Origin of the sequence: Achromobacter sp. 413638, assembly GCF_043119405.1 — a bacterium.
GTDB lineage: Bacteria > Pseudomonadota > Gammaproteobacteria > Burkholderiales > Burkholderiaceae_B > Achromobacter.
The window spans coordinates 46300-72705 of record NZ_JBICCO010000004.1; the positions used below are offsets into that span (position 1 = coordinate 46300).

The following is a 26406-nucleotide window of genomic DNA, read 5'->3' on the forward strand; positions in this document are numbered from 1 at the left end:
GTCAAACGGTAGCCGGAGCGGCGGCGGTGACCGGCGTGCGCGCGGCTTGCGGATCGTCCTGGGGAATGGCGGGGTTGACCGCGGTCGCGCCGCGCACCGTCATCCAGACGTTCCACGCCATCACGAACACGCCCGACAGGAACAGGGTGCCGCCCAGCAGACGAATCAGGTAGTACGGAACGCGCGTCTTCAGTTCCTCGACGAAGCTGTAGACCAGGGTGCCGTCGGCGGCGGTGTCGCGCCACATCAGGCCCTGCTGCACGCCGGCGATCCACATGGCGGCGATGTACAGCACCACGCCGATGGTCGCGATCCAGAAGTGCAGTTCGATGGCCTTGACGCTGTGCATCTTCTCGCGGCCATAGAGGCGCGGGATCAGGTAGTACAGCGAGCCGAACGAGATCATGGCGACCCAGCCCAGCGCGCCGGAGTGCACGTGGCCGATGGTCCAGTCCGTGTAGTGCGACAACGCGTTGACCGTGCGGATCGACATCATCGAGCCTTCGAAGGTCGACATGCCGTAGAACGACAGCGCCGTGACCATGAACTTCAGGATCGGATCGGTGCGCAGCTTGTACCAGGCGCCCTGCAGCGTCATGATGCCGTTGATCATGCCGCCCCACGAAGGCGCCAGCAGGATCAGCGAGAAGGTCATGCCCAGCGACTGGGTCCAGTCCGGCAGCGAGGTGTACAGCAGATGGTGCGGGCCCGCCCACATGTACGTGAAGGCCAGCGCCCAGAAGTGGACGATGGACAGGCGGTACGAGTAGATCGGACGGCCGGCCTGCTTGGGCACGAAGTAGTACATCATGCCCAGGAAGCTGGTGGTCAGGAAGAAGCCCACGGCGTTATGGCCGTACCACCACTGCACCATGGCGTCCTGCACCCCGGCGTAGGCGGAGTACGACTTCCACATCGACACCGGCACTTCAAGGTTGTTGAAGATGTGCAGGATGGCGATGGTCAGGATGTACGAGCCGAAGAACCAGTTGGCCACGTAGATGTGCTTGGAGCGGCGCTTGATGATGGTGCCGAAGAACACGATGGCGTAGGCCACCCAGACCAGCGTGATCAGGATGTCGATGGGCCATTCGAGTTCCGCGTATTCCTTGCTGCTGGTGTAGCCCAGCGGCAGGGTGATCGCGGCGGCGACGATGACGATCTGCCATCCCCAGAAGGTGAACGCGGCCAGCGGGCCGCAGAACAGGCGGGTCTGACAGGTGCGCTGGACCACGTAGTACGACGTGGTGAACAGCGCGCTGCCGCCGAACGCGAAGATCACCGCGTTGGTGTGCAGCGGACGCAGCCGGCCATAGGTCAGCCAGGCGGTGTCGAAGTTCAACTGAGGCCAAATCAGCTGCGCGGCGAGCAGTACGCCCACAGCCATGCCGACGATTGCCCACACTACCGTCATGAGCGCGAATTGCCTCACGATCTTGTAGTTGAAGGTGTCGGCCTTGCTTGCGATTGCGGCGCAATCGTTCATCACCCTTCCCCTAAAAGAAACAAACAGTTCCAGGCTTCAATGATGGGGGGGCCGGGGTAAACCCGCGTTGATGTGGATCAAGTCCCTATTCGAGAAATGGGGAACGCGGCGCGCGGGCAACGGGTCAGAAGCAGCGGCTTCCGACCGGATCAGACATATCGGCGGCGGCGGCCTAGCCCCGGCTGCCCGGCCCGCTGTCGTCGTCGCGCAGGATGGCCGTGCCGGCGCTGTCGGTGTCGTCGTACTGGCCGTTGAACACGGCCCACCACAGCGACACGCCGATCGCCAGCACGAACAGCAGCGACAGGGGCAGCAGCAGGTAGAGGATGGTCATGCGGATTCCGGCGCGCCGGCGGCCAATGCGCCGGACCAGTCGCGGCGCGACAGCCGCCAGGAGTTCCAGGCCACCGCCAGCGAGGACAGCAGCATGGTGATGGCCGCCAGCCAGGGCGTGACCCAGCCGACCAGCGCCAGCGGCGTCATCAGCAGATGCCATACAAGCGAGCCATGCAAGTTCTGGCGCGCCTTGCGGCCCGCCTCGTCCAGCAGCGCCTGCAAGGCCGCGTCGGGCATGGACGGATGCGCCGCCAGCGCGGCGTGCGCCGAGGCCATGGCCGTGGGCACGGCCATCGACATCGCGCAGGGACAGCTCATGACCAGCAGCGCCACCATCACCGGAATGCTGTGGGCCGGATCGATATAGGCCCAGGCCGCGGCGGCGGCCAGCGCCAGGAGCACCTGGATCATCACGAAGCGCGAGGCCAGCCGGTCGGCGCTGGCGCCCAGGCTCAGGCGGCGCGCTTCGACGCGGGAATGGCGCAGGCCGCCGGCCGAGCCGCCGTAGGATTGGCGCGCGCACAGTTCCAGGTAGCGGGCGGTCAGCAGGAAGGCCACGAACATGGTCACGGAATCGAAATACACCTCGCCGTGTCCGGTATAGGTCGCGTGCACCGAGGGAATGAAGGCGGCCACGATGCCCAGCGCCACCGGCACGTCCATGCCGGCGCGGCCATGGCGCAGGTTGTCGCCGGCGTGGCGCCAGATCGGCCATGCCGAGTACAGCACCACGGGCACGGTCAGCGCGAAACTGGCCCAGTTCATCAGCACGATGGCCCAGTCCAGCGTCTCCAGGGCATCCGTGGGGATGCCGTCGTGGCGCAGGTAGCCGGGCCAGGCAAACATCATCACCTGCATCATGGCCAGCCAGGCCAGCGACAGGCGCACCAGCGCGTGCCGGCGCTGCTGGCGGTCGACGTCGGACAGGCCGGCGGGGACGGCGAAGATCGATTTGGCTCGCATGCGCCGATCTTAGCCAGCCGCCCGGTCCGGCGTCTTGACATGGATCAAGCGGCCGGACCGGATTTGCCGCCGGCCGGTCCGGGACCGGCGGCTGGCGAGCCGGCGGTCCGGGCGTCGTCGGTTCAGGGCCGCTGACGGCGCAGCACGTCCGACACGGCGCCTGTCAGGACGGCCAGCTCGTCCGCCGCGATGGTCAGCGCCGGGGTCAGGTAGACCACGTTGCCGAACGGCCGCACCCAGACGCCGGCTTCGACCAGCCGCCGCTTGAGCGCTTCGCGGTCGGCGATGCCGTCCAGCTCCACCGCGCCGATCGCGCCCAGCACGCGCACGTCGCGCACCCAGGGCAGCTCGCGGCACGGCGCCAGCCCTTGCTCCAGCGCGGCGCAGATCGCCCGCGCCTGATCCAGCCTCGGCTCGCGCTCGAACAGGTCCAGCGAGGCATTCGCGGCGGCGCAGGCCAGCGCGTTGCCCATGAAGGTGGGACCATGCATCAGCGCGTGCGACGGGTCATCGGACCAGAAGGCGTCGAATACCCGGTTGCTGGCGACCGTGGCGGCCAGCGGCAGCGTGCCGCCGGTCAACGCCTTGGACAGGGTGATGATGTCGGGACGCGCGCCGGCCTGTTCATAGGCGAACATCGTGCCGGTGCGGCCGAAGCCGGTGAATATCTCGTCGTAGATCAGCAGCAGGCCGTGGCGGTCGGCCAGCCGGCGCAGGCGGCGCAGCACCTCGGGATCGTGCATCAGCATGCCGCCGGCGCCCTGCACCAGCGGCTCGACCAGGATCCCGGCCAGCTGCGGGCCCCGGCGCTCCAGGAAGGCGTCCAGCTCGACCTCGCCGGCCTCGTCGCGCGGCAGGGCGACGATGTCGTGCTCGGTCAGCATGCCCCGGAACAGGCTGTGCATGCCCTCTTCCGGATCGCAGACCGCCATGGTGCCGAAGGTGTCGCCGTGGTAGCCGCCCTTGAACGCCAGGAAGCGGCCACGCCCGCGCTCGCCCTGGTTGAGCCAGTATTGCAGCGCCATCTTCATGGCCACTTCCACCGCCACCGAGCCGGAATCCGTGTAGAAGACCCGGTCCAGACCCGGCCCCAGCAGCGCCGCCAGCCGCCGCGCCAGCGTCAGCGCCGGCTCGTGGGTCAGGCCGCCGAACATCACGTGCGGCATGACGTCGAGCTGGGCGCGCACGGCCTGGGCGATGTGGGGATGGTTGTAACCGTGGCAGGCGGTCCACCAGGACGCCACCCCGTCTATCAGGCTGCGCCCGTCGGCCAGCTCCAGCCGGCTGCCGTGGCTGCGCACCACGGGCAGCGGCGGCGTGGCGGTCTTCATCTGGGCATAGGGCAGCCAGATGTGGGGCTGGCCCTGGGCCACCCAGTCGGGCGTGTGCATATATAGAGCTCCTGCAAAACCGGAGGCCCGGGCCAGGGAACTCCCGGTGGGCCGTCTGCCGGGGCGCCGGGCGGACGGCGGCGCCTCCACTACAATGGCCCGCATTCTACGGCCTGGCCGCCCCGCCGCGCCCGGCCGCCCCCGGATTTGCCGATGTCGAAGCTGGATTCCCTTTTCTCCTCCGAGCTCGCGCTCGCCGAGACGCGCCGCGTGCGCCGCCGCCTGCGCACCGCCGCCGCCGCCCCCGCCGGCCGCATCGTCCTGAACGGCGCGCCCATGCTGAACTTCTCCAGCAACGACTACCTGGGACTGGCGCGCCACCCGCTGCTGGTCGAGCGGGCGCGCGAATGGACCGCGCTGCGCGGCGCCGGCGCCCAGGCCTCGCGACTGGTCTGCGGCAACCTGGACCTGCATGAACAGGTCGAGGCCAAGCTGGCCCGGCTCAAGGGCGCCGAGGCCGCCCTGCTGCTGGCCTCGGGCTGGCAGGCCAACGCCGCCGTGCTGCCCGCGCTGCTGCGCGCCGCCGCCGGCCAGGGCGAGGTCCAGCTCTATGCCGACAAGCTCAACCACGCCAGCCTGCACCACGGCTGCCAGGCCGCCGGCGTGAAGCAGATCCGCTACCGCCACAACGACCTGGAACACCTGGAAAGCCTGCTGGCGGCCCGCGCCGAGCCCGGCCCCGGCGGCAAGCCGGCGGTGCGCTTCATCGTCACCGAAAGCGTGTTCAGCATGGACGGCGACCGGACCGACGTGGCCCGGCTGGGCGAGATCGCCGAACGCCACCACGCCTTCCTCTACCTGGACGAGGCGCACGCCACCGGCGTGCTGGGCGCCCAGGGCGCCGGCCTGTCCAGCCTGGCGCCGGGCCGGGTGGACCTGATCATGGGCACCTTCAGCAAGGCGCTGGGCGGCTTCGGCGCCTATGTGGCCGGCTCGCGCGTCATGTGCGACTACCTGGTCAACGCCTGCTCGGGCTTCATCTACACCACCGCGCTGCCGCCGGCCGTGCTGGGCGCGATGGACGCGGCGCTGGACCTGCTGCCGCGACTGGACGCTGAACGCTCGCGGCTGGCCGACAGCGCGCAAACGCTGCGCGCCGCGCTGGCGGGGCTGGGCGTGGACACGGGCGGATCCTCGACCCAGATCGTGCCCGCCATCGTCGGCGACGAAGCCCGCGCGCTGGCCCTGGCCGCCGGGCTGGAGCGGCGCGGCCTGCTGGCCGTGGCCATCCGCCCGCCCACGGTGCCCGCTGGCACCAGCCGGCTGCGGATCGCGCTCAGCGCCGCCCATGGCGAGGACGATCTCGCCCGCCTGATCGACGGCCTGACGGCCGAGCTGGCCTGACCATGTCGCAAGCCACGCTCTGGTTCGCGCACGGCTGGGCCTATGACGCGTCGTTCTGGGCGCCGCTGCGCGCGGCCCTGTCCGACTGGCCCCAGGTGGCCGACGACGCCGGCTATTTCGGCGTCCCCCGCCTGCCGGAAGTCTCCGGCCCGGTGATCGCCATCGGCCATTCACTGGGCGTACTTCGCCTGTTGCGCCAGCCGCCGCCCGGCTGCGCCGGCCTGGTCTGCATCAACGGCTTCGCGCGCTTCGGCGCCGGCCCGGACTTTCCCGAAGGCGTGGCGCCGCGCCTGCTCGACCGCATGCTGCGGCAGCTGGCCGCCCAGCCCCAGGCGGTGGTACGCGATTTCCGCGCGCGCTGCGGCGACGACACGCCATCCGGCGCGCCCGACATGGCCGCGCTGGAACGCGGCCTGCTGGCGCTGCGCGACGAGGACCGGCGCGCCGGACTGGCGGCGCTGCCCATGCCGGCGCTGGCGCTGGCCGGCGCCGAGGATCCGGTCGTGCCGCCGGCCATGACCGGCGCGGCGCTGCCCGGCGTCGCGCTGCGCTGGCATGCGCGCGGCGGCCATTTGCTGCCGCGATCGGACCCGCAGTGGTGCGCCGGACACATCCGCGACTTCGCGCTCGGCCTGGCCGGCATCGGAGCCTGACATGAACGGCCGCGCACGCAACGCCGCCATCGGCGCGCGCTTCGGCCGCGCCGCCGCCCGCTACGAAGCGCATGCCCCGGCCCAGCGCGCCGCCGCGCGGCGCCTGGCCGAGGACATCGCCCGGCTGGACCTGCCGCCGCGCCCGCGCATCCTGGAGATCGGCTGCGGCACCGGACTGCTGACGCGCGAGCTGGCGCGCCGCCTGGGACCGGCCGACTGGACGCTCACCGACATATCCCCGGCCATGCTGGAGATCGCGCGGCTCGGTCCCGCGCCGCAAGGCAGCGTGCGCTACGCGGCGCTGGACGGGGAACATCCCGACGCACTGCCCGGCGGCTACGACCTCATCTGCTCCAGCCTGGCGGTGCAGTGGTTCGGCGACCTGAACGCGGGGCTGGGCCGGCTGGCCGCGCTGCTGGCGCCGGGCGGCCATCTGGCCATCGCCACGCTGGCCGAGGACACCTTCGCCGAATGGCGTGCCGCCCACGCCCGCGCCGGCCTGGACGCCGGCACCCCGGCCTATCCCGCGCCCGGCGCCATCCGTCCGGCCATGGGCAATCTGGCCGGTGCCGTGCGCGCCGAACGGCTGGTACAACAGCATCGTGACGGCCTGCATTTCCTGCAAGACCTGAAAGGCATCGGCGCCACCGCCGCCGCGCCCGGCCACCAGCCGCTGGGCGCGGCGGCGCTGCGCCGCGTGCTGGCGACATTCAACGAACAAGGAGCCAGCGTGACCTATCACCTGGCCTATGGCATGTGGAAGAAAACCGACTCCCGCCGCGCCGGCGTCTTCGTGACCGGCACTGACACCGGCATCGGCAAGACCCTGGTCTCGGCCATCCTGGCGCGCGCCTGGAATGCCGATTACTGGAAGCCGGTGCAGACCGGCGTGGCCGAAGAACCCGGCGACACCGACACGGTGGCCGGGCTGGCGCAGCTGCCGCCCGAGCGCCTGCACCTGCCGGCCTACGTATTGCAGGCGCCGCTGTCGCCCTGGGCGGCCGCGCCGCTGGAAGACGCCGAGCTGGACGCCACCACCATCGTGCCGCCGGACACCGACGCGCCGCTGATCGTGGAAGGCGCCGGCGGCCTGTACGTGCCGATCGATGACCGGCACATGATGATCGACCTGATCGCGCGGCTGGGCATGCCCGTGGTGCTGGCCGCGCGCAGCGGCCTGGGCACCATCAACCACACGCTGCTCAGCCTGGAGGCGCTGCGCCGCCGAGGCATCCCGGTGCTGGGCGTGGTCATGAGCGGCCCGCTGTCGCCCGGCAACAGGGAAGCCATCGAACGTTTTGGCGAAGTCCGCGTGCTGGCCGAGATCCCGCCGCTGGCGCGGGTGGACGCGGCTGCCGTGGCCGAGCTGGCGCGCGGCATCGCGCCGCTGGCCGACTGCCTGGCGGCGCTGGAAGGCAGCCCCGAGGGTGGCTCCGGCGGCTGAACCCGCCGCCGCGCCAAGGCGGGCCGGGGGCCCAAACCGCCCGGCCGCTTCAACCGCCGAAGCGCGGCTCGGGCAAGCCGCGCACGCCCAGCCCGTGCAACGCGAACAGGCTGCCGCGCGCCACGCCGTCCTGCGGAAAGCGCGGCAGCGGCGGCTTGGCCATGGACGTGACGTACAGCACGTCCAGCTCCGGGCCGCCGAACATCACGCTGGTGACTTTCTTGACCGGCATCTCGATGACGCGGTCCACGCTGCCGTCGGGCGCATAGCGCACCAGCTTGCCGTCGTAGACCTGGGCGTTCCACAGATAGCCCTCGGCGTCCACCGTGGAGCCGTCGGCCGCGCCGCCGCCGCTCATGTCCACGCGCGTGAAGGTGCGGCGGTTCGAGATCGCGCCGCTGGCTGGATCGCAGTCATAGGCCCAGATCTCGCCCGACCAGGTATCGGCGAAATAGAAGGTCCTGCCGTCCGGGCTCCAGCAAGGGCCGTTCGACACCACGATGCCGGTGTCCAGCCGATGCAGCGAGAGGTCCGGATCCAGCCGGTAGAGCGCGCCATTGGGCCCGGCTTCCTGCGTGTCCATGCTGCCGGCGTAGAAACGCCCCTGCCGGTCGACCTTGCCGTCGTTCAGCCGGTTGGCGGGCTTGTCGGGCTCGGGATCGACGATCAGCTCGACCTCGCCGCTACGAAAATCCAGGAAGTGAAAGCCGCGCGCCAGCGACACCACCGCCCCGCCCTGCTTGCGCAACGCCATTGAGCCGATCTTCTGCGGCACGTCCCAGGCGCGCAGCTCGCGGCCGTCGGCGGTGCAGCGGAATACCCGGCCGTCGAAACTGTCGATCCAGTACAGCCGCTGCTCGTCCACGTCCCACAAGGGCCCTTCGCCCAGCGTGGTCTTGACGTCGGCCAGAATCTCGATGCGCATGCCTGTCTCCTTTGATTCAGAACGCCACCTGGTCGCCGCCCTTGAGCTGCAGGATGCGGCGGGCATCCTCGGGCGTGGCGATCTGCAGGCCCAGGCCCTCGATGATCTGCCGCACCGAGCGCACCTGTTCGGCGTTCGACTGCGCCAGCCTGCCCTTGCCGGCCCACAGGCTGTCCTCCAGACCCACCCGCACATTGCCGCCCATGGCAGCGGACTGCGCCGCGATGCGGAACTGGCTGGCGCCGGCGCCCAGCACCGACCAGCGGTAGTCCTTGCCGAACAGGCGGTCGGCGGTGCGGCGCATGTGGATCACGTCCTCGGGGTGCGTGCCGATGCCGCCCAGCAGGCCGAACACCGACTGCACGAAGAACGGCGCCTTGACCAGGCCCCGGTCGGCGAAGTGGGCCAGGTTGTACAGGTGGGCGATGTCGTAGCACTCGAATTCAAAGCGCGTGCCGTTGTCGTAGCAGGTGGACAGGATGTACTCGATGTCCTTGAAGCTGTTGCGGAAGATCAGGTCGCGCGTGGCCTCCAGGTGCTCGCGTTCCCACTCGAACTGGAACTCGGTGTACTTGTTCAGCAGGTGGTAGAGGCCAAAGTTGATCGAGCCCATGTTCAGCGAGGCGACCTCGGGCTTGAACTGCGCGGCGGGCCGGACGCGTTCCTCGACCCGCATGTAGGGGCTGCCGCCGGAGGTGATGTTGATGACCGCGTTGGTGCCCTGCTTGACTTGCGGCAGGAAGCGCGCGAAGGCCTCCGGCGTCTGGTCCGGCTTGCCGTTCTCGGGGTTGCGCGCGTGCAGGTGCAGGATGGCGGCGCCCGCCTCGGCGGCGGCGATGGCCTCGCGCGCGATGTGCTCCGGCTGAATCGGCAGGTGCGGCGACATCGACGGCGTGTGGATCGCGCCGGTGATGGCGCAGGTGATGATGACTTTTTCCTGGGACATGCTTCTGCTCCAAGCTTGGAAGATGCGCGGGCCGGCGGCCGGCGCGATGGGGAATCAACAATCGGAAAGGGGAATGGGGTTCAAGGCAGCTCCCGCCCCTGGCGCAGCCGCTCCTTGTGCGCGGCCAGTTCCATCAGGCGCAGGTCGCGCCAGATCTGGCGCTGGGCCAGCCCGTCGGCGGGCAAATGCTCGCGGCGCTGCGCCTCGACGCGGTTCAGTGTGTCGCCGCTCCAGGGCACGCGCCGGGTCATGGACTCGAACATCCCGGCGTACATGCCTTCGTAGCGTTCGGCGTAGTCGCGCACGCCGGCCGGGGCGTTCAGGTCGATGGTCTCGAACGGGCCCATGAAGGCCCAGCGCAGCGCCAAACCGTCGCGGATGCAGGTGTCCACGTCCTCGACGCCGGCATAGCCGTCGGCCACCAGCCGGAACGCCTCGTGCAGCAGCGCGCCCTGCAGCCGGTTGACGACGAAGCCGTCGATCTCGCGCCGCATCACGATGGGCTGCTGGCCGGCCTCGGCCAGCAGGCTGCGCGCGCGCTCGACGTAGGCGGCGTCGGTCCAGGGCGCCGGCACGATTTCCACGGCCGGCACCAGGTACGGCGGATTGATTGGATGCGCCACCAGGCAACGCGCGCGGCCAGGCAGGTCGGCCGTGAAATGCGAGGGCAGCAGCGCCGAGGTCGAGCTGGCCAGGATCGCGCCGGCCGGCGCCAGGCGATCCAGTTCGGCATAGACGCGACGCTTGCTGTCCAACCGTTCGGGCGTGCTTTCCTGCACGTAGTCGGCGTCCCGCAGCGCGTCCTCCATGCGCCCGGCGGGCTCCAGCGCCGCCAGCAGCTGGTCCACCGTGCGCCCGCGCAGCAGACCCGCCTGCGCCAGGCCCGGCGCCACCTCGCGCGCGAAGGCCAACGCCTGCCCGACCTGCGCGGGCTGGCTGTCCCACAGGCGGACACGGTGCCCGCCGCGCGCATACACCAGGGCCCATGCCCGGCCGATCAGGCCCGCGCCGATGATTGCCACATTCGCCATGCTGCTCTCTCTCCCGCGGCTCGCGCCGCCTGATGGCGGGCCGCGCAAGGCGGCCCGGTCCGAATCCGCTATGCGCGCCGCTCGCGCAGCGCGATCACCGCGCCCAGCACCACCAGCCCGTACAGGATGGCGCGGGTCGCGTAAGGCAGGTTGCTGCCGGCCAGCAGCGTCTGCAACGCCGTCAGCAGCAGCACGCCCGCCAGCATGCCCAGATAATGTCCGCGTCCGCCCGTGATCAGGCCGCCGCCCACCACCACCGCCGCGATCGACGGCAGCAGGTAGTCATCGCCCATGCCCAGGCTGGCCTGGCCGGAAAAACCCGTCAGCAGGATGCCGGCCAGCGCGGCGCACAGGCCCGACAGCACATAGGCGCAGACCAGCGTGCGCCCCACCGGCACGCCCGCCAGCCGCGCCGCGCGCACGCTGTTGCCGACCGCGTACACGCGCCGGCCGAAGGCCGTGTGCGACAGCAGCAGCACCGCCAGCACGGCGAACAGCGCCATCGCCGGCACCACCGGCGTCACGCCCAGCACCTGCCCCGTCATGAAGCCGCGCAGCAGCGGCGGCGCGAAGCCCGCCGGCGTGCCGCCCGAGTACAGCAGCGCCAGGCCTTGCAGGATGCCGTTGACGGCCAGCGTGGCGACGATGGGCGACAGCCCCAGCGCCGCCACGGCCAGGCCGTTGACCAGCCCGATCAGGCAGCCAACCAGCAACACCGCCGCCAGCGCGCCCGGCATGGCCGCGTCCATGCCCTGCGTCATGCCCGCGAACAGGATGCCCGACAGGCCGATGGTCCAGGGCAGCGACAGGTCCAGCCCGCCGGTCAGGATCACCGCGCCCTGCCCCAGCGCCAGGATGGCCAGGAAGCTGGACAGCACGATCAGCGCGTTCCAGTAGCCCCAATGCGTGAGCGAACGGCCCAGGGTCCATTGGGTGACGACCAGCACCAGCAGCAGGCAGACCACGGCCGGCAAGGCGTAGCGCAGGGTCTGGGCGTGACGGACGGCGAAGCCCGGCCTGGGCGCAGCGGCTGCCGCGCTATCGGCCGCCGGCAGCGCCAGCCGCCGGTCCGGCCCGCCCAGCTGGCGCGGCAGCATGCCGGCGCGCCATGCGCGCCAGCGCGCCGCCGCCGCGCGCAGCTGGAGCGCCAGCGCCGAGTCGCGGCTGGCGGCGGCGGCCAGCGCCGCCGCGATCAGGATCAGGCCTTCGGCCACCGTCGAGAAATAGGCCGACACGTTCAACACCAGCAGGATGTTGACGACGATCATCAGGATGTAGGCGCCAAACACCGAGCCCATCGGCCCGCCCCGGCCGCCGCCCAGCCGCGTGCCGCCCACCACCACGGCCGCGAACAGCGACAGCAGCAGCGGATTGCCCACCAGCGGATCACCCGAGCCGGTCTGCGCGCTGAGGAACACGCCGGCCAGCCCGTACAGCCCGCCGGCCATGACATAGGCCAGGAAGCGCGTCGCGTCGACCCGCAGTCCTGCGGCCCGCGCCGATTCGGCGTCGCTGCCGACGGCGTACAGGGCCACCCCGGCGCGGGTGCGCTTGAACCAGGCCCAGGCCAGTCCCAGCGTCGCCAGCAGCGCCAGCGGCATGGGCACGAGGCCCGGCACGGCGTCGCCCATGTAGAACTCGGCCAGCGCCGGCGCCACCGCGCCGCCGGGCTTGTCCATGATCAGCAGCGTCGCGCCCTGCAGGATGAACATGGTGGACAGCGTCACCACGATGGGCTGCAGCCGCAGCACGGCGACGAAGAAACCGTTGAACGCGCCCGCCGCCATGCCAATGGCGATGCCCGCCGCCGTCAGCGCCAGCGGCGAGGCCGATTCGCCGCCCGCCAGCCCCAGCGCCAGCGCCACGTTGACCAGCGAGATCACCGCGCCGGCCGACAGGTCGAAGCCGCCGGTCAGGATCACCAGCGTCGCGCCCATGGCGGCGATCGCCAGCGTGGCGCCGCCGCTGGCCAGGAAGGACAGGTCGAAATAGCTCAGGCCGCCATTGCCCAGCGCCGCCACCGTGGCCAGCAGCAGCGCGAACACGGCGATGGCGGTGACGAGGCCGCGATGCCGGCTCCAGCCCGCGCCGGCGCGGCGGTCTTGCGATACGCGACGCAGCATGGGCGCGCTCCCGGTCAGGTCTGTATTCATGCGGCGCTCCTGCCGGACTCGGATCCGCCCAGCGCGGCGCGCATGATGCCCGCCTCGGTCAACGCCTCGCCCGCCAGCTCGGTCTGCACGCGGCCGCCGTACAGCACCAGCGCGCGGTCGCACAGGTGCACGATTTCGGGGATCTCGGTGGAATGGAACAGGATCGCGCCGCCCGCCTCGACATAGCGGCGCATCAACAGGTACAGCTCGTGCTTGGTGCCCACGTCGATGCCGCGCGTGGGATCGAACAGCAGCAGAATGCGGCTTTGCGCCACCAGCCATTTGGCGATGGCGATCTTCTGCTGATTGCCGCCCGAGAACGCGCCGGCCGGCGTCCAGGCCGCGCGCCGGTCCACCTGCACCTGCGCGAAGGCGCGCGCCACGGCGGCGCCTTCGGCCCGGGCGCTCAGCACGCCGCAGCGCGCGAAGCGCGCGGCCACCGGCAGCGTGGCGTTGGCGCGGCCATCCAGCTTCAGGAACAAGCCCTCGGTCTTGCGATCCTCGGGCACCATGCCGATGCCGATGTTCGGCCGGATCGCGTCGGCGGGCGACCCCAGCGCGACCTCGCGCCCGTCCACCAGGATCTGGCCCGCCCGTGGCGGCGTCATGCCGAAGCAGGCGTTGAACAGGTCCTGCTGGCCCATGCCCTGCAGGCCGGCCACGCCCAGGATCTCGCCCCGCCGCAGCACGAAGTCCACGCCGCGCGCGCGGCCGGCGTCCAGCCCGCGCGCCTCCAGCACCCGCGGCCGCGTCTCGGTCGGCGGTTCCGGGCGCGGCGGAAACGCCTGCGACAGGCTGCGGCCGATAATGCGCTCGATCACCTCGTCGTCGCTCAAGGCGTCGGCCGGGCCGGTGGATATGTGCTTGCCGTTGCGCAGGATGGTCAGGCGGTCGCAGAACTCGCGCACCTCGCGCATGCGGTGCGAGATGAACACCACGGTCACGCCCTGGCGCTTGAGCTGCCCGATGATGCCGCCCAGCCAGTCCACGTCGCGCCCGGCCAGCGTGGACGTGGGCTCGTCCAGCAGCAGGATGCGCGGCTGGCGCCACAGCGCCCGCGCGATCTCGACCTTCTGGCGCTGCGCCAGCTCCAGCGCGCCGGCCTCGGCCCGCAGGTCCACCTCGAACGCCAGGCTGCGCAGATGCGCGTCCACGCGTTCCGCCGCGCGGCGGCGCGCGATCATGCCCAGCGGTCCTTGCGGCGCATAGGGCAGCAACATGTTGTCCAGCACGCTCAGGTCCGGCACCAGCGTCATTTCCTGGAACGCGGTCTGGATGCCCAGCGCGTGCGCCGCGCGCGGCGAGCGCAGCGCGGCCGGGCTGCCGTGCACCCACAGCCGGCCCGCGCTGGGCTCGACCAGCCCCGACAGCAGCTTGACGATGGTGGACTTGCCCGCGCCGTTCTCGCCCAGCAGCGCATGCACGGAGCCGGGCAGGATGTCGAACGACACGTCGTCCACCGCCACCGTGGCGCCATAGGCCTTGCGCAGGCCCTGCGCGCGCACCGCCGGCGCCTGCGCGGCGCCACCGTCCGCGCAACCAGCAGCCGCCACGCCATCGGGATGCCGCGGATCCAGCTCCGCCGGTCCGCAGGCATGCCCCCTCGAGGGGGAAGCGCGCAGCGCTTCGGGGGTGGGCCCGTTCACTGGCTTACTCATTTTTCAGGTTGAGCGGACAGCGCGGCGTTCAGCCCGACCTCCGGCGTGTCGGCCGAAAAGATCGACGCGAACCAGCCCGGGTTCTGCACCACGGACGGCTTGAACGCGTTGCAGCCCGCCTTCATCTCCGCCCAGCTGCCCTCCTGGCAAAGCTTGATGGTGTCGTTGGTGACCAGCGGCAACGGCAGCGTGACGCGCTTGGGCACGTCCTTGCCTTCCAGCGCCTGCACCGCCAGCTTCAGCGCCAGCGCGCCCGAGTACGGTGGCGAGGCGTAGGAAATGCGCGGCGCGCCCATGGGCGCGTAGCTGCCCGCCGCGCCGTCCGCCGCCGTGCCGGCCGGCAGCATCTGCACGCGGCCGCCGTTGGAGCCCTCGCCCGCGCAGGGCAGCAACTGGCCGGGCTTGCGGCCCGCTTCCAGCTGCATGGCGTTGGCGGTGTAGCAGCCCACCTGCATCCACAGCCCGTCGATATCGTTCCAGCTGCGCGTGGCCAGCAGCTTGGACAGCTCGGTGCGCGCCACGGCCTGGCTCCACATGCCCACGGCCTCGCCCACCACCTTGATGTCCGGATACTTGGCGAACACCTTCTTCGCGGCGTCGGTGCGCTGCGTGTCGACCGAGGTGCCCGGCACGCCGGTCACCATCACCACCCGGCCCTTGCCGCCCAGCTTGTCGGCCAGCCATTGCGCCGTGACGCGCCCGGCCTCTTCCTGGTCGATGGTGACGTTGTGCGCGCAGGGCTCGGTGATCTCGCCGTCGTAGGCGAACACCAGCACCTTCTTGGCGCAAGCGCTGCGCACCACCTGATTCAGCGCGGTGGGCGAGATGGGAAAGATGACGATGGCCTTGGCGCCAGCCTGCACCATGGCGTTGATCTGCTGGATCTGCTTCTGCGCATTGGGACCGGCCACCTGCACCTGCAGGTCGATCTTGTTGGCCAGCGAGGGATGCGCCGCCATCGCCTTGACCATGTTCGAGGCCTCCGCCTGCCAGTCGTTGCCGACGTAGCTCATGCTGAGGAACACCTTGGCCCTGGCGGGCTGCGCCTGCGCGCCCGCCAGCGCGGGCAACAGGCCGGCTGCTGCCAGGGCGCAGGCCGCCCCATTCTTGATCCACCGATGCATTTGCTTGTCTCCTGGCCGGAACGGTTGGTTATCGCGGTATTGCGATGGACAACGTCTGGTTGCGCGGCGGGTCCAGGCTGTTCCTGGATCGGGGCGCCTGATCCCGGCCGGCCCGGTCCGGCCGGGGCGGGATCGGGCACGTCGGGCAGCAGGTTTTCACGCATGCCGGAACTCTTGCGGCTCCGGTCGGGTTAAGCTTGTTGTAGGACCAATCTTATCTGTGATCACAGATCATGAAAAATAATAGTACGACTGCAAATCCGGCCACGCAACCGTTGGAATCTCAGGGTTCTCCCTCGCGCACGTCACGTTTCGGCGCCGAGGCCGACCTGGACGGGAAGATGGAAAAGATCGTCCGCCAGACGCTGTCGGACCAGGTCTACGGCGACCTGAAGGAGCTTCTGCAGGCCGGGGAAATGGAGCCCGGCCAGCGCTTCACGCTGCGCGGACTGGCCGCGGCCATCGGCACCAGCGCCATGCCGGTGCGCGAAGCCGTCACCCGGCTGGCGGCCGAGCAGGCTCTGGAAGTGCTGCCCAACCGCGCGATCCGCGTGCCGCTGATGACGCGCGAGCGCTTCCTGGAACTGCGCACCATCCGCCTGCAGCTGGAATGCCTGGCCATCGAGTCCGCCGCCGACAAGCGCAACGAGGACGAACTGGCCGAGATCCAGCGCCACGAACAGGAATTCCTGCAGGCCCGCGCCCAGCCCGACTCACGCGCGGCGGTACGCGCCAACAAGAACCTGCATTTCGCCATCTACCGCAGCGCGCGCATGCCGGCGCTGCTGCAGATCATCGAGAGCCTGTGGCTGCAGATCGGGCCGGTGCTGAACTACGACCTGGCCAGCAGCGCCGCGCGCCTGAGCCAGGGCGAGGCCCATCTGCACCACCGCGCCATGGTCGCCGCCATCGAAAAACGCGATCCCGCCGCCGCGCGCCAGGCGCTGCATGCGGACCTGCTGAGCGCCAGCGAGTACATCCTGGCGCGGGAGTTGCTGCCGTGAACAAGCGACGTTACGCATCCACTGGCGAATCAGCCCATAGAGACGCAGACAAGCTGCGCTTGCGGGAAATATTGCTTGCCGGGCAGGCTTCAGAGCCAGCTACCCCTGCCAACGCCGACTATTTCGCCATGCTGCGCACCCGCGTCCAGCAAAGCGTAGAAAACCGCTGTCCGACCAGCATGCTCCCTCGCCGCCCCCGCTGACCCCGGTTTGCTCTCAAGCAGATTGGGGGTTGGAACACTGCCAAAAAAAGAGGGTGCCCGCAGGCACCCTTAATCCACCCTACAACAGCTACTACAAACTACGGTTACAGCAAACTCGGGAAGCGCGGGCCTCGCGGCCCGGGCCTCGTCAGGCGACCAGCTTGGCCTTGCCGGCGGCGCCGTGCTCGAACTGGGCTTCCTCGGTCGAGCCGGTCAGCGCGGTGGTCGAGGACTGGCCGCCCTCGATGGTCTGGGTCACGGCGTCGAAGTAGCCGGTGCCGACTTCGCGCTGGTGCTTGACCGCGGTGAAACCGATCTCGGCGGCGGCGAATTCCTTCTGCTGCAGTTCCACGAAGGCGCTCATCTGGCGGCGGGCATAGCCGTGGGCCAGTTCGAACATGCCGTAGTTCAGCGCGTGGAAGCCGGCCAGCGTGATGAACTGGAACTTGTAGCCCATGGCGCCCAGCTCGCGCTGGAACTTGGCGATGGTGGCGTCGTCCAGGTTCTTCTTCCAGTTGAACGAGGGCGAGCAGTTGTAGGCCAGCAGCTTGCCCGGGAACTGGCGATGGATGGCCTCGGCGAACTTGCGGGCGTATTCCAGGTTCGGCGTGGACGTTTCGCACCAGATCAGATCGGCATAGGGCGCATAGGCCAGGCCGCGCGAGATCGCCTGGTCGATGCCGGCGCGGGTGCGGAAGAAGCCTTCCACGGTGCGCTCGCCGGTGATGAACGGGCGGTCGTTGTCGTCCACGTCGCTGGTCACCAGATCGGCGGCGTCGGCGTCGGTGCGGGCCAGCAGCACGGTCGGCGTGCCCATCACGTCGGCGGCCAGGCGGGCCGAGACCAGCTTGGACACGGCCTCGCGGGTCGGCACCAGCACCTTGCCGCCCATGTGGCCGCACTTCTTGACCGAGGCCAGCTGGTCTTCGAAGTGCACGCCCGAGGCGCCCGCTTCGATCATGCCCTTCATCAGTTCGAAGGCGTTGAGCACGCCGCCGAAGCCGGCTTCGGCGTCGGCCACGATGGGCGCGAAGTAGTCGATGTAGCCTTCATCGCCGGGATTCTTGCCTTCCATCCACTGGACCTGGTCGCAGCGGGTCAGCGAGTTGTTGATGCGGCGGACCACCTGCGGCACCGAGTTGGCCGGGTACAGCGACTGGTCGGGATACATCTCGCCGGCCAGGTTGGCGTCGCCCGCCACCTGCCAGCCCGACAGGTAGATGGCCTTCAGGCCGGCCTTGACCTGCTGCATGGCCTGGTTGCCGGTCAGCGCGCCAAGCGAGTTCACGAACGGTTCGCTGTGCAGCAGTTCCCACAGGCGGGTCGAACCGCGGCGGGCCAGCGTGTGCTCGACGGCGACCGAACCGCGCAGACGGATCACATCCTCGGCGCTGTAGGCGCGCTTGATGCCCTGCCAGCGGGCGTTCTCGGCCCAGTCCTTCTGCAGATTGCGGATTTCGGTTTCGCGGGTGCTCATGGTGATGCTCCTGGTCAGTAGTGGGAAAGACTTTCAAGGATGGGTCCGGAGGAATTTCGCGGCCCGGGCATTGCGTGAATCGTTGGAGAAAGTCTATTCCTGTGCTGCGGAGCAATGTGGCCAGATATCTTATATAAGACGAAAAAGTTATTTCTTTAATATCAACAACTTGAAAGTTCAATTTTGCATTACGGAACGCTATCGCCATCTGTGAAATGCCTTCCCGCTGCTGCGCAACACGAACTTTCACATGACGAAGACGGCATTTCACAATGCAAAAAAATGCGCATTTCAAAGCGCCTAAAATGCGTCCATTCCCCTGTAGATCCCAATCCATCCATGACGCTGTCTCACGGCCCGCTGGGCCAGAGCGTGGCCTACGCCTCGCAATACGATCCCTCCCTGCTGTTCCCCATCGCCCGCTCGCACAACCGCGCCGCGCTGGACCTGCATGCCGGCGCCCTGCCCTTCGCCGGCGTCGACCTGTGGAACGCCTATGAACTGTCGTGGCTGGACGCCAAGGGCAAGCCGCGCGTGGCCATGGCCACCTTCTCGGTGCCGGCGGACAGCCCCAATATCATCGAGTCCAAGTCGTTCAAGCTCTACCTGAACTCGTTCAACCAGACCCGGCTGGTCAATTCCGCCGCGCTGCGCGGCCGGCTGGAGCGCGACCTGAGCGCGGCCGCCGGCGCGCCGGTGGGCCTGGACTTCATCCTGCCGCAGCGTTTCGGCGAACTGCGCATGGGCGAACTGGACGGCATCTATATAGACAAGCTGGACATCGAGATCGACACCTACGAGCCCGCGCCCGAGCTGCTGCGCACGCGGCCCGGCGATGCCGTCGAGGAGACGCTGTGCTCGCGGCTGCTGAAATCGAACTGCCCGGTCACCGGCCAGCCCGACTGGGCCAGCGTGCAGATCCGCTATCGCGGCGCGCCGATAGACCGCGAAGCGCTGCTGCGCTACGTGATCTCGTTCCGCCAGCACGCGGAATTCCACGAGCACTGCGTGGAGCGCATCTACACCGACATCATGGCGGCCTGCCGGCCCGAGCTGCTGACGGTCTATGCGCGCTATACGCGCCGTGGCGGGCTGGACATCAACCCGTGGCGCAGCAACTTCGAGGCGGCCCCGCCGCCCGACGTGCGCACGGTGCGCCAATAAGGCAAACCGCCGGCGCGCCCGGCCGGCGGAATGCGGCGGCGCAGCCCCATCGAGGACTGCGCGCGCCTGGCCATGGCCTACTTCGTGAAGGGCTGCGGCCTCGGCGTATCGTCCGCCGAGGGCGGCAGGATCGGATACTGGAACACCGGCTGGTCGCCCGTCAGCGTCTTCAGGAAGGCCACGATCTGGGCGTTCTCCTCCTTCGTGAAGGTGCGGCCCAGTTGCAGCCGGCCCATCACGTCCACCGCCTGCGTCAGCGTGGCGGCTTCGCCATCATGGAAGTAGGGATAGGTCAGCTCGACGTTGCGCAGCGTGGGCACCTTGAAATTGAAGCGGTCGGCGTCCTTGCCGGTCACGGCCGAGCGCCCCTCGGCCTTGTTGTCGGTCTTGTAGGGCTCGACCACGCCCATCTTCTGGAACGAGTTGCCGCCCACCGCCGCGCCGTTGTGGCAGGCCACGCAGCCGCTGTTCTTGAATAGCTGGTAGCCGGCCAGTTCCTGCACCGTCAGCGCCTGCTTGTCGCCGCGCAGCCACTTGTCGAAGCGCGCGTTCGGCGTCACCAGCGTTTCCTCGAACGCGGCCAGCGCGCCGGTCACTTCCTCGATGGTGATGGCGTCCTTGCCGAACACCTGCTTGAACTCGGCCCTGTAGCCAGGGATGGAATTGAGCACCTGCACCGCCAGCTCGTGCGAGGACGCCATTTCCATGGGGTTGGCGATGGGGCCGCCGGCCTGCTCGCTCAGATCCTTGGCGCGGCCGTCCCAGAACTGCGCGATGCTCAGGCTGGAATTGAGCACTGTCGGCGAGTTGATGCCGCCTTGCTGCCAATTGTGGCCGATGGAGCCCTTGATGTTGTCCGAGCCGCCCATGCCCAGGTTGTGGCAGGAATTACAGGAGATGGCGCCGGACTTGGACAGGCGCGGATCGAAGAACAGCTTCTTGCCCAGCTCCACCTTGGCGGGATCCTTGATCACCGCGGCCTCGATCGGCTGTATCGGCTCCTGCGCGGCGGTCGTCGCCGTGGCCGGACTGGCCCACAGCCCCGCGAGCAGTCCTGCGGCGAGCCATACGCTTTGCTTACTCATGTCGCTTACTCCCGTTGAATGACCTCTCTGCTTATGAGGTATTACAGCGATGAAGGCCCCGACGCTGCTTGCGGCCGGTCAAGCCTGCAAGCCGGTCGCGCGCCAGCCACGCGCGGCGTTGACCAGACGCAAGCACGCGAAGGCGAAAGGGGGAATGAGCAGATGCGCGCGCCAGATGCGGCGCAGAACGAAGAGGAAGGCGAAGAGAAAGGCCGGTCGGACGGCCGGCAGGAGCGTCGCGGCCATTGTGCCGGCGCTCAGGCCCACGGCGATCCGCCAGACGGATCGCCGTGAACGACGCGCCTCAGGACCGCGCGGGCGCGGCCGCCACCGGATCGGCGCGGCGCGCCTGCACCGCGATCCACTGGGCCAGCAGCGCCGCGACGGCGAAAGCCACGCCCGCGCCCACCCACGGCCCCTGGCGCAGGCCCGCGTCCAGCAGCAGGCCGAAGGCCAGCGGCCCCAGGGCCGAGCCCACGTCCATGCCCGAATACACCAGGCCATAGACCGAGCCGGTGGCGCCCTTGGGCGTCACGCGGCGGATCAGCATGTCGCGCGACGGCGCCGCCACGCCGGAGCAAAAGCCCGCCAGCCCCACCACCGGCGCGGCCAGCGCGGCGGGCACCAGGCCCAGCGCCAGCACCACGAGCGTCAGACCGGCCAGGATCAGCGCCACCATCACGGTGCGCTCGGTGCGCGGATTGGCCGACACCAGGAAGCCTCCCGCCGCCATGCCCACGGCGGACGCGATCATGTAGCCGGACAGCGCCGAACTGGCGGCGACCTTGGACAGGTCATAGAGCTGGCCCAGCAAGGGAATGGTGTAGTTCTGCACCGAGGACAGCGCGATCGAGGTGAAAGCGAAGAACAGGAAGGCGCCCCACAGCGCCGGCTTGGACAGCAAGGTCGCCAGGGTCGCGAGCACGCCCTGCTGCGCCTCCGGCGGCCGCGCGCCGGTCTTGGCCGCGTCGGCCTCGGCCGCCGCAGGGCCGCCGATCAGATCTCGCCCCAACACGGCCAGCAACAGCACCAGCGCCACCAGCCCGGCGGCGCAGTAGGCCGCCACGCGCCAGTCGGCCAGCAGCGTGATGCTGGTCATGAACACCGGCGTCAGCGCCCAGCCCAGATTGCCGGTCAGGCCGTGCGCCGAGAACGCATGGCCCAGGCGCGGAGCCGTGACGCGATGATTGATGATGGAATAGTCGGCCGGATGGAACACCGAATTGCCGATGCCGCCCACCACGGCGGCGGCCATCAGCATGGCGTAGCCATTGGCCGAGCCGATCAGCAGCCCCGACACCACGAAGCAGCTCAGGCCGAACCACAGCACCGGCCGCGCGCCGATGCGGTCCACCACGAATCCGGAAGACGCCTGGCCGATGCCGGACACCACGTAGAAGGTGGACACCAGCAGGCCCAGCCGGGCGAAATCCAGCCCGAAGGCATTGCCCAGCGAAACGTAGAGCGACGGCAGGACGAGTTGGAAGAAGTGCGAACTGGCGTGGATCACGCCGATCAGGAGGATGATCTGCCAGTCGCGGCGCCGGACGGCGGCGTCCGGGGCCAGGGAATTTGCTGCGCTGTTCATTGCGATGGACCGCGCGAGGCGGCGATGGCGGCCGCCGGCTGCGGGCGGCTCGCGGGTTGTCTCCGGCGGCGCCGCGGATCACGGCGCCGGTCTCTCGGCGAATGCGGCGCGGCGGCCGTGCCGGTCTGCCGGCATCGCTCTTGGAATACGATGGCGGCCCCGGGCGCGAGCCGGGCCGCCATTACGTTAACGCGTTAGTTTACTTGGCCTTTTCGCGGATCGCCGGCCAGGCGCGCTGCAGGTAGTACAGCATGGACCAGACCGTCAGCACCGCCGCGACGATGATCAGCAGGTCGCCCAGCAGCTTGGTGCTCACGCCCATGACCGGCTGGTTGTACAGCAGGCAGGGAATCGCCACCATTTGCGCCGCGGTCTTGAACTTGCCCAGCCGGTGCACCGCCACACTGGCGCTGGCGCCGATCTGGGCCATCCATTCGCGCAGCGCGGAAATCGTGATCTCGCGGCCGATGATGATCAGGGAAATGAAGGCGTCGACGCGGCTCAGGTCCAGCAGCACGATGAGCGCGGCGCAGACCATCAGCTTGTCGGCCACCGGATCGAGGAAGGCGCCGAACGCCGAGGTCTGGTTCCAGCGGCGGGCCAGCCAGCCATCGAACCAATCGGTCAACGCGGCGATGATGAAGGCCCAGGCGGCCAGCGTGTCGCGCGTGGTGACCGCCATCCAGCTGTCGGGCAGGTAGAACAGCCCGACGACCAGCGGAATCATGGCGATGCGCAGCCATGTCAGGATTATGGGTACGTTAATTGGCATAGTATCCGTATGCTACATCAAGGGTCCACCCCCGACGCGCCTGCGGCGCTTCCCCCTCAAGGGGGCGCCACTGCGGACCGGCAAAGCCGGCTCCGCGTGGCCCGGATTGTGGGGCACCAGCGGCTTGCGTCGCTCGGCTTGCGTGGCCCGGCTCGGCTGTTGCGTGGCGCGGCAGCGTTGCAGACAGGCTGTATTGGCTGGCCTGAAAGGCCTGCTTTCCACGCTGCGCGGTCGGCTTTCCCTGTGCGACGGGTTTGAACAAGGTGGGGATATGTAGCACGGAAGTGCTACCGCAAGGCTTCATAAATGCGGATGGCGAGGTCTTGGGAGATGCCGTCGACCGAGGCCAGGTCTTCGATGCTGGCCGAGGCCACGCCTGAAAAACCGCCGAAGCGGGCCAGCAGGCGCTGGCGGCGGCGGGCGCCGATGCCTTCGATTTCTTCCAGGCGCGACACGTTGCGGGCCTTGGCGCGGCGGGCGCGCATGCCGGTGATGGCGAAGCGGTGCGCCTCGTCGCGCACCTGGGCGATCAGCATCAGCGCGGCCGATTCGCCGCCCAGCGCCACCGGCGGGCGGCCATCGGCGAAGACCAGGGTTTCCAGGCCGACCTTGCGCCCTTCCCCCTTGGCCACGCCGACCAGGGTCTGGATGTCCAGGCCCAGCTCGGCGAACACCTGCCGCGCGACTTCCACCTGGCCCTTGCCGCCGTCGATCAGCACCAGGCCCGGCATCTGCGCCTCGCCGTCGGCCACCTTGGCGAAGCGGCGCGACAGCACCTGGCGCATGGCGGCGTAGTCGTCGCCCGGCGTGATGCCGGCGATGTTGTAGCGGCGGTAGAGCGAGGGCTGCACGTCGTGATGCTCGAACACCACGCAGGACGCCTGGGTGGCTTCGCCGGCCGTGTGGCTGATGTCGAAGCACTCGATGCGCAGCGCGTCCAGCGCGGCCTCGTCGGTGTCCAGGTCCAGCGCTTCGGCCAGGGCCAGGGTGCGGGCGGCGCGCGCGCCGGATTCGGTCAGCGCCCGCGCCAGCGCCATGTCGGCGTTCTTGCCGGCCTGCTCCAGCCAGGCGCGGCGCGCGCCCTGCGGCCGAGTCAGCACGCGCGTGGGACGGCCGCCGGCCTGCTCGGCCAGCAGGTCCACCAGCTCGGGATCGGGCAAGGCATGCGAGCACACCAGCACCGGCGGCAGCGCGTTGTCGGCGTAGTGCTGGGCGACGAAGGCCTCCAGCACCTGCGGCGCGGCCTCGCCTTCGGCGTGCGATGGGAAGAACGGCTTATCGCCCAGATGGCGGCCGCCGCGCACCATGGCCAGGTTGACGCAGACCTTGCCGCCGGCGATGGCCACGGCGATGATGTCCGTGTCCTCGCCGCTGGTGCTTTCCATGGTCTGCTGGTGCAGCACGCGCGCCAGCGAACCCATCTGGTCGCGCAGCGCCGCCGCCTCCTCGAAGCGCAGCTCGCTGGCCGCCTGCTGCATGCGCGACTCGATCTCGCCCATGACGTCCTTGGCCTCGCCGTTCAGGAAACGCACGGCGCGCTGCACGTCGCGCGCGTAATCCTCGGCGCCGATCACGCCCACGCAGGGCGCCGAGCAGCGCCCGATCTGATGCAGCAGACAGGGCCGCGAACGGTTGGCGAAGACCGAGTCCTCGCAGGTGCGCAGGCGAAAGACCTTCTGCAGGATCTGGATGGTTTCGCGCACCGCCCAGGCGTTGGGAAACGGGCCGAAGAACTGGCCGCGCTTGTTGGTGGCGCCGCGATAGTAGGCGATGCGCGGCCACTCATGGCCCGTGATGAGCAGGTACGGATAGGACTTGTCGTCGCGGAACAGGATGTTGTAGCGCGGCTTCAGGGTCTTGATGAGGTTGTTTTCCAGGATCAGCGCCTCGGCCTCCGAGCGCGTGACCGTGACCTCCAGCCGCGCCACCTTCGCCACCATCTGGGCGATGCGCGGGCTGGACAGGGTCTTCTGGAAATACGACGAGACGCGCTTCTTCAGGTCGCGCGCCTTGCCGACATACATGACCTCGCCGGCCGCATCCAGGTGCCGGTACACGCCCGGCAGATGCGGCAGGTCAGCCAGGAACGATTTGAGATTGAAGTCGTCGGGCATTCTGGTAACGGCTTTCGGCCTGCAGGGTGTCCCAGTCCGGCGCGTCGAAGCGCGGCATCAGGCGGCGGATGCGCTCGACCGACTCGGGCGGGTGCTTGAACGACAGCCGCGACAGCAGCTCGTCGGCCAGGTCCGGCCGGTTGCACACCAGCACCATGTCGCAGCCCGCGCCCAGCGCCGCGTTGGCGCGGTCCAGGATGTCGCCGGCCACCGAGGCGCCTTCCATGGTCAGGTCGTCGGAGAACACCACCCCGTCGTAGCCCAGGCGCTTGCGCAGGATGTCCTGCACCCAGCGCCTGGAGAAGCCGGCGGGATGCTTGTCGACCTTGGGATAGATGACGTGCGCCGGCATGACCGAGGGCAGCACGGCGTCGCCCAGCCAGGCATAGGGCGCGGCGTCGTCGCGCAGGATGTCGGCCAGCGGGCGCGGGTCGACCGGGATCTCGTGGTGCGAATCGGCCTGCACATAACCGTGGCCGGGGAAATGCTTGCCGCAGGCCGACATGCCGGCCAGCGACAGGCCCTGGATCAGCGCGCGCGACAGCATGGCGACCACGCGCGGATCGGCGTGGAAGGCGCGGTTGCCGATCACCTTGCTGACGCCGTAGTCCAGGTCCAGCACCGGCGTGAAGCTCATGTCCACGCCGCAGGCGCGCAGCTCGGCGGCCAGCACGTAGCCGGCCTCGGTGGCCAGGCGCATGGCGTTCAGCGGATCGCGGTCCCACAGCTCGCCCAGCGCGCGCATCGGCGGCAGCGGCGTGAAGCCGTCCTCGCGGAAGCGCTGCACGCGGCCGCCCTCATGATCCACCAGGATCAGCAGCGGCTCCTTGCGCGCCTTGTGGATCTGGCGCGTCAGGCGGGTCAGCTGGGCGCGGCTCTCGAAATTGCGCGCGAACAGGATCACGCCGCCCACCAGCGGGTGGCGCAGGCGCTTCTTTTCTTCCTTGGTGAGCGTGAATCCCGCCACATCGACCATCACGGGGCCGGGAGGCAGGACCGCTTTCTTGGATGATTTCTTGGTCATCGGGCAGTCCTTTTCGTTGCATCAGGCGGGCCCGAGGATACGGGCGCCGCGGTCAGGGCTTGCTTTCGACCACCACGTAGGCGGCGGCCATGTCGGTTTCGTCGGTAATGGACACATGCGCGGCGCCGAAGCGCGCCGCATACCATTGTTGCAGCTCCGGCGCGATGACGAGCACCGGCCGCCCGCCCGGCGCGTTCAGGGTCTGCACCCGACGCCAGGTCATGGGCATGCGCATGCCCAGGCCGATGGCCTTGGAAAACGCTTCCTTGGCGGCGAAGCGCGTGGCCAGGAAGCGCACGCCGCGCACCGGGTCGCGGGCGCGGCGCGCATGGAACTTGCGAAGTTCCTCCACGCCCAGGATCTTCTCGGCGAAGCGGTCGCCGTGGCGCGCCAGCGCGCGCTCGATGCGGTCGATGCGCAGCAGGTCCATGCCGATGCCGGCGATGGCGCCCGCCTTCGGCGCGGACGGGACTGGCGGCGTGGCGGCTGCGGGATCGTAGGCGGCGTCGGACATGGGCATG

23 protein-coding genes are annotated in these 26406 nt (G+C 69.5%); 5 read left to right on the forward strand and 18 right to left on the reverse strand.

Going from position 1 to position 26406, the window contains the following annotated elements; genetic code table 11:
* Position 1: 1 nt before the first annotated feature.
* The 4 genes from ccoN to ACEU5R_RS02960 all read right to left on the reverse strand — a co-directional run bounded on the left by ccoN (position 2) and on the right by ACEU5R_RS02960 (position 4176).
* On the reverse strand, positions 2–1486 hold the full coding sequence (gene ccoN, locus ACEU5R_RS02945) for a cytochrome-c oxidase, cbb3-type subunit I (RefSeq protein WP_212313797.1): 1485 nt from the start codon (positions 1484–1486) through the stop codon (positions 2–4).
* A gap of 172 nt (positions 1487–1658) precedes the next feature.
* Complete coding sequence (gene ccoS / locus ACEU5R_RS02950) at positions 1659–1820, reverse strand: cbb3-type cytochrome oxidase assembly protein CcoS (RefSeq protein ID WP_103273713.1); 162 nt, start codon at positions 1818–1820, stop codon at positions 1659–1661.
* On the reverse strand, positions 1817–2785 hold the full coding sequence (locus ACEU5R_RS02955) for a hypothetical protein (protein ID WP_103273712.1): 969 nt from the start codon (positions 2783–2785) through the stop codon (positions 1817–1819). The genes ccoS and ACEU5R_RS02955 overlap by 4 nt, the downstream gene beginning before the upstream one ends.
* Positions 2786–2907: 122 nt before the next feature.
* Positions 2908–4176 (reverse strand): adenosylmethionine--8-amino-7-oxononanoate transaminase, encoded by a 1269-nt coding sequence (locus ACEU5R_RS02960; RefSeq protein ID WP_392409032.1) that lies wholly within the window; start codon positions 4174–4176, stop codon positions 2908–2910.
* Between the two features lie 153 nt (positions 4177–4329).
* Between ACEU5R_RS02960 and ACEU5R_RS02965 the strand changes: the two genes are divergently transcribed.
* From ACEU5R_RS02965 to bioD, 3 genes are read left to right on the forward strand one after another with little or no spacing between them, the layout of a single operon-like run.
* Complete coding sequence (locus ACEU5R_RS02965) at positions 4330–5520, forward strand: aminotransferase class I/II-fold pyridoxal phosphate-dependent enzyme (RefSeq protein WP_392409033.1); 1191 nt, start codon at positions 4330–4332, stop codon at positions 5518–5520.
* A gap of 2 nt (positions 5521–5522) precedes the next feature.
* The gene (locus ACEU5R_RS02970) at positions 5523–6173 is read left to right on the forward strand and encodes an alpha/beta fold hydrolase (protein WP_392409034.1); all 651 of its coding nucleotides are present in this window, start codon (positions 5523–5525) and stop codon (positions 6171–6173) included.
* A 1-nt stretch (position 6174) separates the two neighbouring features.
* On the forward strand, positions 6175–7617 hold the full coding sequence (gene bioD, locus ACEU5R_RS02975) for a dethiobiotin synthase (protein WP_392409036.1): 1443 nt from the start codon (positions 6175–6177) through the stop codon (positions 7615–7617).
* A gap of 49 nt (positions 7618–7666) precedes the next feature.
* Here bioD and ACEU5R_RS02980 read toward each other — a convergent pair whose 3' ends face one another.
* From ACEU5R_RS02980 to ACEU5R_RS03005, 6 genes are all read right to left on the reverse strand, one after another.
* Positions 7667–8542 (reverse strand): SMP-30/gluconolactonase/LRE family protein, encoded by an 876-nt coding sequence (locus tag ACEU5R_RS02980; RefSeq protein ID WP_103273707.1) that lies wholly within the window; start codon positions 8540–8542, stop codon positions 7667–7669.
* A 16-nt stretch (positions 8543–8558) separates the two neighbouring features.
* The gene (locus ACEU5R_RS02985; protein ID WP_212313783.1) at positions 8559–9488 is read right to left on the reverse strand and encodes a 3-keto-5-aminohexanoate cleavage protein; all 930 of its coding nucleotides are present in this window, start codon (positions 9486–9488) and stop codon (positions 8559–8561) included.
* An 80-nt stretch (positions 9489–9568) separates the two neighbouring features.
* Positions 9569–10519 (reverse strand): 3-hydroxyacyl-CoA dehydrogenase, encoded by a 951-nt coding sequence (locus ACEU5R_RS02990; RefSeq protein ID WP_392409037.1) that lies wholly within the window; start codon positions 10517–10519, stop codon positions 9569–9571.
* 68 nt (positions 10520–10587) lie between these two features.
* Complete coding sequence (locus tag ACEU5R_RS02995) at positions 10588–12672, reverse strand: ABC transporter permease (protein ID WP_392409038.1); 2085 nt, start codon at positions 12670–12672, stop codon at positions 10588–10590.
* The gene (locus tag ACEU5R_RS03000; protein WP_392409039.1) at positions 12669–14318 is read right to left on the reverse strand and encodes a sugar ABC transporter ATP-binding protein; all 1650 of its coding nucleotides are present in this window, start codon (positions 14316–14318) and stop codon (positions 12669–12671) included. The genes ACEU5R_RS02995 and ACEU5R_RS03000 overlap by 4 nt, the downstream gene beginning before the upstream one ends.
* 8 nt (positions 14319–14326) lie before the next feature.
* On the reverse strand, positions 14327–15454 hold the full coding sequence (locus ACEU5R_RS03005; protein ID WP_392409040.1) for a sugar ABC transporter substrate-binding protein: 1128 nt from the start codon (positions 15452–15454) through the stop codon (positions 14327–14329).
* Positions 15455–15795: 341 nt separating this feature from the next.
* On the opposite strand from ACEU5R_RS03005, the gene ACEU5R_RS03010 reads away from it, so the two are divergent.
* Positions 15796–16458 carry a GntR family transcriptional regulator gene (locus tag ACEU5R_RS03010; protein WP_212321341.1) on the forward strand — a complete coding sequence of 221 codons (663 nt, stop codon included), beginning with the start codon at positions 15796–15798 and terminating at the stop codon, positions 16456–16458.
* A gap of 351 nt (positions 16459–16809) precedes the next feature.
* Here ACEU5R_RS03010 and aceA read toward each other — a convergent pair whose 3' ends face one another.
* The gene (gene aceA, locus ACEU5R_RS03015) at positions 16810–18138 is read right to left on the reverse strand and encodes an isocitrate lyase (protein WP_212321335.1); all 1329 of its coding nucleotides are present in this window, start codon (positions 18136–18138) and stop codon (positions 16810–16812) included.
* Between the two features lie 339 nt (positions 18139–18477).
* Here aceA and queF point away from each other — a divergent pair, with 339 nt between their 5' ends.
* Positions 18478–19302, forward strand: a complete 825-nt coding sequence (gene queF, locus ACEU5R_RS03020) for an NADPH-dependent 7-cyano-7-deazaguanine reductase QueF (RefSeq protein WP_103273700.1) — start codon at positions 18478–18480, stop codon at positions 19300–19302.
* Between the two features lie 77 nt (positions 19303–19379).
* On the opposite strand, the gene ACEU5R_RS03025 is transcribed toward queF, so the two are convergent.
* The 7 genes from ACEU5R_RS03025 to acpS form a co-directional block, all read right to left on the reverse strand.
* Complete coding sequence (locus ACEU5R_RS03025; protein ID WP_392409041.1) at positions 19380–20387, reverse strand: cytochrome-c peroxidase; 1008 nt, start codon at positions 20385–20387, stop codon at positions 19380–19382.
* Between the two features lie 78 nt (positions 20388–20465).
* Positions 20466–20633, reverse strand: coding sequence for a hypothetical protein (locus ACEU5R_RS03030; RefSeq protein WP_158658392.1), 168 nt, complete (start codon positions 20631–20633; stop codon positions 20466–20468).
* Positions 20634–20691: 58 nt separating this feature from the next.
* Positions 20692–21975, reverse strand: coding sequence for an MFS transporter (locus tag ACEU5R_RS03035; RefSeq protein WP_392409042.1), 1284 nt, complete (start codon positions 21973–21975; stop codon positions 20692–20694).
* 199 nt (positions 21976–22174) lie between these two features.
* Positions 22175–22747, reverse strand: a complete 573-nt coding sequence (gene pgsA / locus ACEU5R_RS03040) for a CDP-diacylglycerol--glycerol-3-phosphate 3-phosphatidyltransferase (protein WP_103273697.1) — start codon at positions 22745–22747, stop codon at positions 22175–22177.
* 287 nt (positions 22748–23034) lie between these two features.
* Positions 23035–24861 (reverse strand): excinuclease ABC subunit UvrC, encoded by a 1827-nt coding sequence (gene uvrC, locus ACEU5R_RS03045; protein WP_392409043.1) that lies wholly within the window; start codon positions 24859–24861, stop codon positions 23035–23037.
* A complete protein-coding gene (nagZ, locus tag ACEU5R_RS03050) occupies positions 24824–25885 on the reverse strand; it encodes a beta-N-acetylhexosaminidase (RefSeq protein WP_103273695.1) in 1062 nt (353 codons plus the stop codon). The genes uvrC and nagZ overlap by 38 nt, the downstream gene beginning before the upstream one ends.
* 52 nt (positions 25886–25937) lie before the next feature.
* Positions 25938–26399 (reverse strand): holo-ACP synthase, encoded by a 462-nt coding sequence (gene acpS, locus ACEU5R_RS03055; RefSeq protein ID WP_369869672.1) that lies wholly within the window; start codon positions 26397–26399, stop codon positions 25938–25940.
* Positions 26400–26406 lie beyond the last annotated feature (7 nt).

Coding starts and splice junctions, on each gene's coding strand:
- ccoN (WP_212313797.1), bottom strand. CDS start 1,486: ATGAACGATTGCGCCGCAATCGCAAGCAAGGCCGACACCTTCAACTAC.
- ccoS (WP_103273713.1), bottom strand. CDS start 1,820: ATGACCATCCTCTACCTGCTGCTGCCCCTGTCGCTGCTGTTCGTGCTG.
- ACEU5R_RS02955 (WP_103273712.1), bottom strand. CDS start 2,785: ATGCGAGCCAAATCGATCTTCGCCGTCCCCGCCGGCCTGTCCGACGTC.
- ACEU5R_RS02960 (WP_392409032.1), bottom strand. CDS start 4,176: ATGCACACGCCCGACTGGGTGGCCCAGGGCCAGCCCCACATCTGGCTG.
- ACEU5R_RS02965 (WP_392409033.1), top strand. CDS start 4,330: ATGTCGAAGCTGGATTCCCTTTTCTCCTCCGAGCTCGCGCTCGCCGAG.
- ACEU5R_RS02970 (WP_392409034.1), top strand. CDS start 5,523: ATGTCGCAAGCCACGCTCTGGTTCGCGCACGGCTGGGCCTATGACGCG.
- bioD (WP_392409036.1), top strand. CDS start 6,175: ATGAACGGCCGCGCACGCAACGCCGCCATCGGCGCGCGCTTCGGCCGC.
- ACEU5R_RS02980 (WP_103273707.1), bottom strand. CDS start 8,542: ATGCGCATCGAGATTCTGGCCGACGTCAAGACCACGCTGGGCGAAGGG.
- ACEU5R_RS02985 (WP_212313783.1), bottom strand. CDS start 9,488: ATGTCCCAGGAAAAAGTCATCATCACCTGCGCCATCACCGGCGCGATC.
- ACEU5R_RS02990 (WP_392409037.1), bottom strand. CDS start 10,519: ATGGCGAATGTGGCAATCATCGGCGCGGGCCTGATCGGCCGGGCATGG.
- ACEU5R_RS02995 (WP_392409038.1), bottom strand. CDS start 12,672: ATGAATACAGACCTGACCGGGAGCGCGCCCATGCTGCGTCGCGTATCG.
- ACEU5R_RS03005 (WP_392409040.1), bottom strand. CDS start 15,454: ATGCATCGGTGGATCAAGAATGGGGCGGCCTGCGCCCTGGCAGCAGCC.
- ACEU5R_RS03010 (WP_212321341.1), top strand. CDS start 15,796: ATGGAAAAGATCGTCCGCCAGACGCTGTCGGACCAGGTCTACGGCGAC.
- aceA (WP_212321335.1), bottom strand. CDS start 18,138: ATGAGCACCCGCGAAACCGAAATCCGCAATCTGCAGAAGGACTGGGCC.
- queF (WP_103273700.1), top strand. CDS start 18,478: ATGACGCTGTCTCACGGCCCGCTGGGCCAGAGCGTGGCCTACGCCTCG.
- ACEU5R_RS03025 (WP_392409041.1), bottom strand. CDS start 20,387: ATGAGTAAGCAAAGCGTATGGCTCGCCGCAGGACTGCTCGCGGGGCTG.
- ACEU5R_RS03030 (WP_158658392.1), bottom strand. CDS start 20,633: ATGGCCGCGACGCTCCTGCCGGCCGTCCGACCGGCCTTTCTCTTCGCC.
- ACEU5R_RS03035 (WP_392409042.1), bottom strand. CDS start 21,975: ATGAACAGCGCAGCAAATTCCCTGGCCCCGGACGCCGCCGTCCGGCGC.
- pgsA (WP_103273697.1), bottom strand. CDS start 22,747: ATGCCAATTAACGTACCCATAATCCTGACATGGCTGCGCATCGCCATG.
- uvrC (WP_392409043.1), bottom strand. CDS start 24,861: ATGCCCGACGACTTCAATCTCAAATCGTTCCTGGCTGACCTGCCGCAT.
- nagZ (WP_103273695.1), bottom strand. CDS start 25,885: ATGACCAAGAAATCATCCAAGAAAGCGGTCCTGCCTCCCGGCCCCGTG.
- acpS (WP_369869672.1), bottom strand. CDS start 26,399: ATGTCCGACGCCGCCTACGATCCCGCAGCCGCCACGCCGCCAGTCCCG.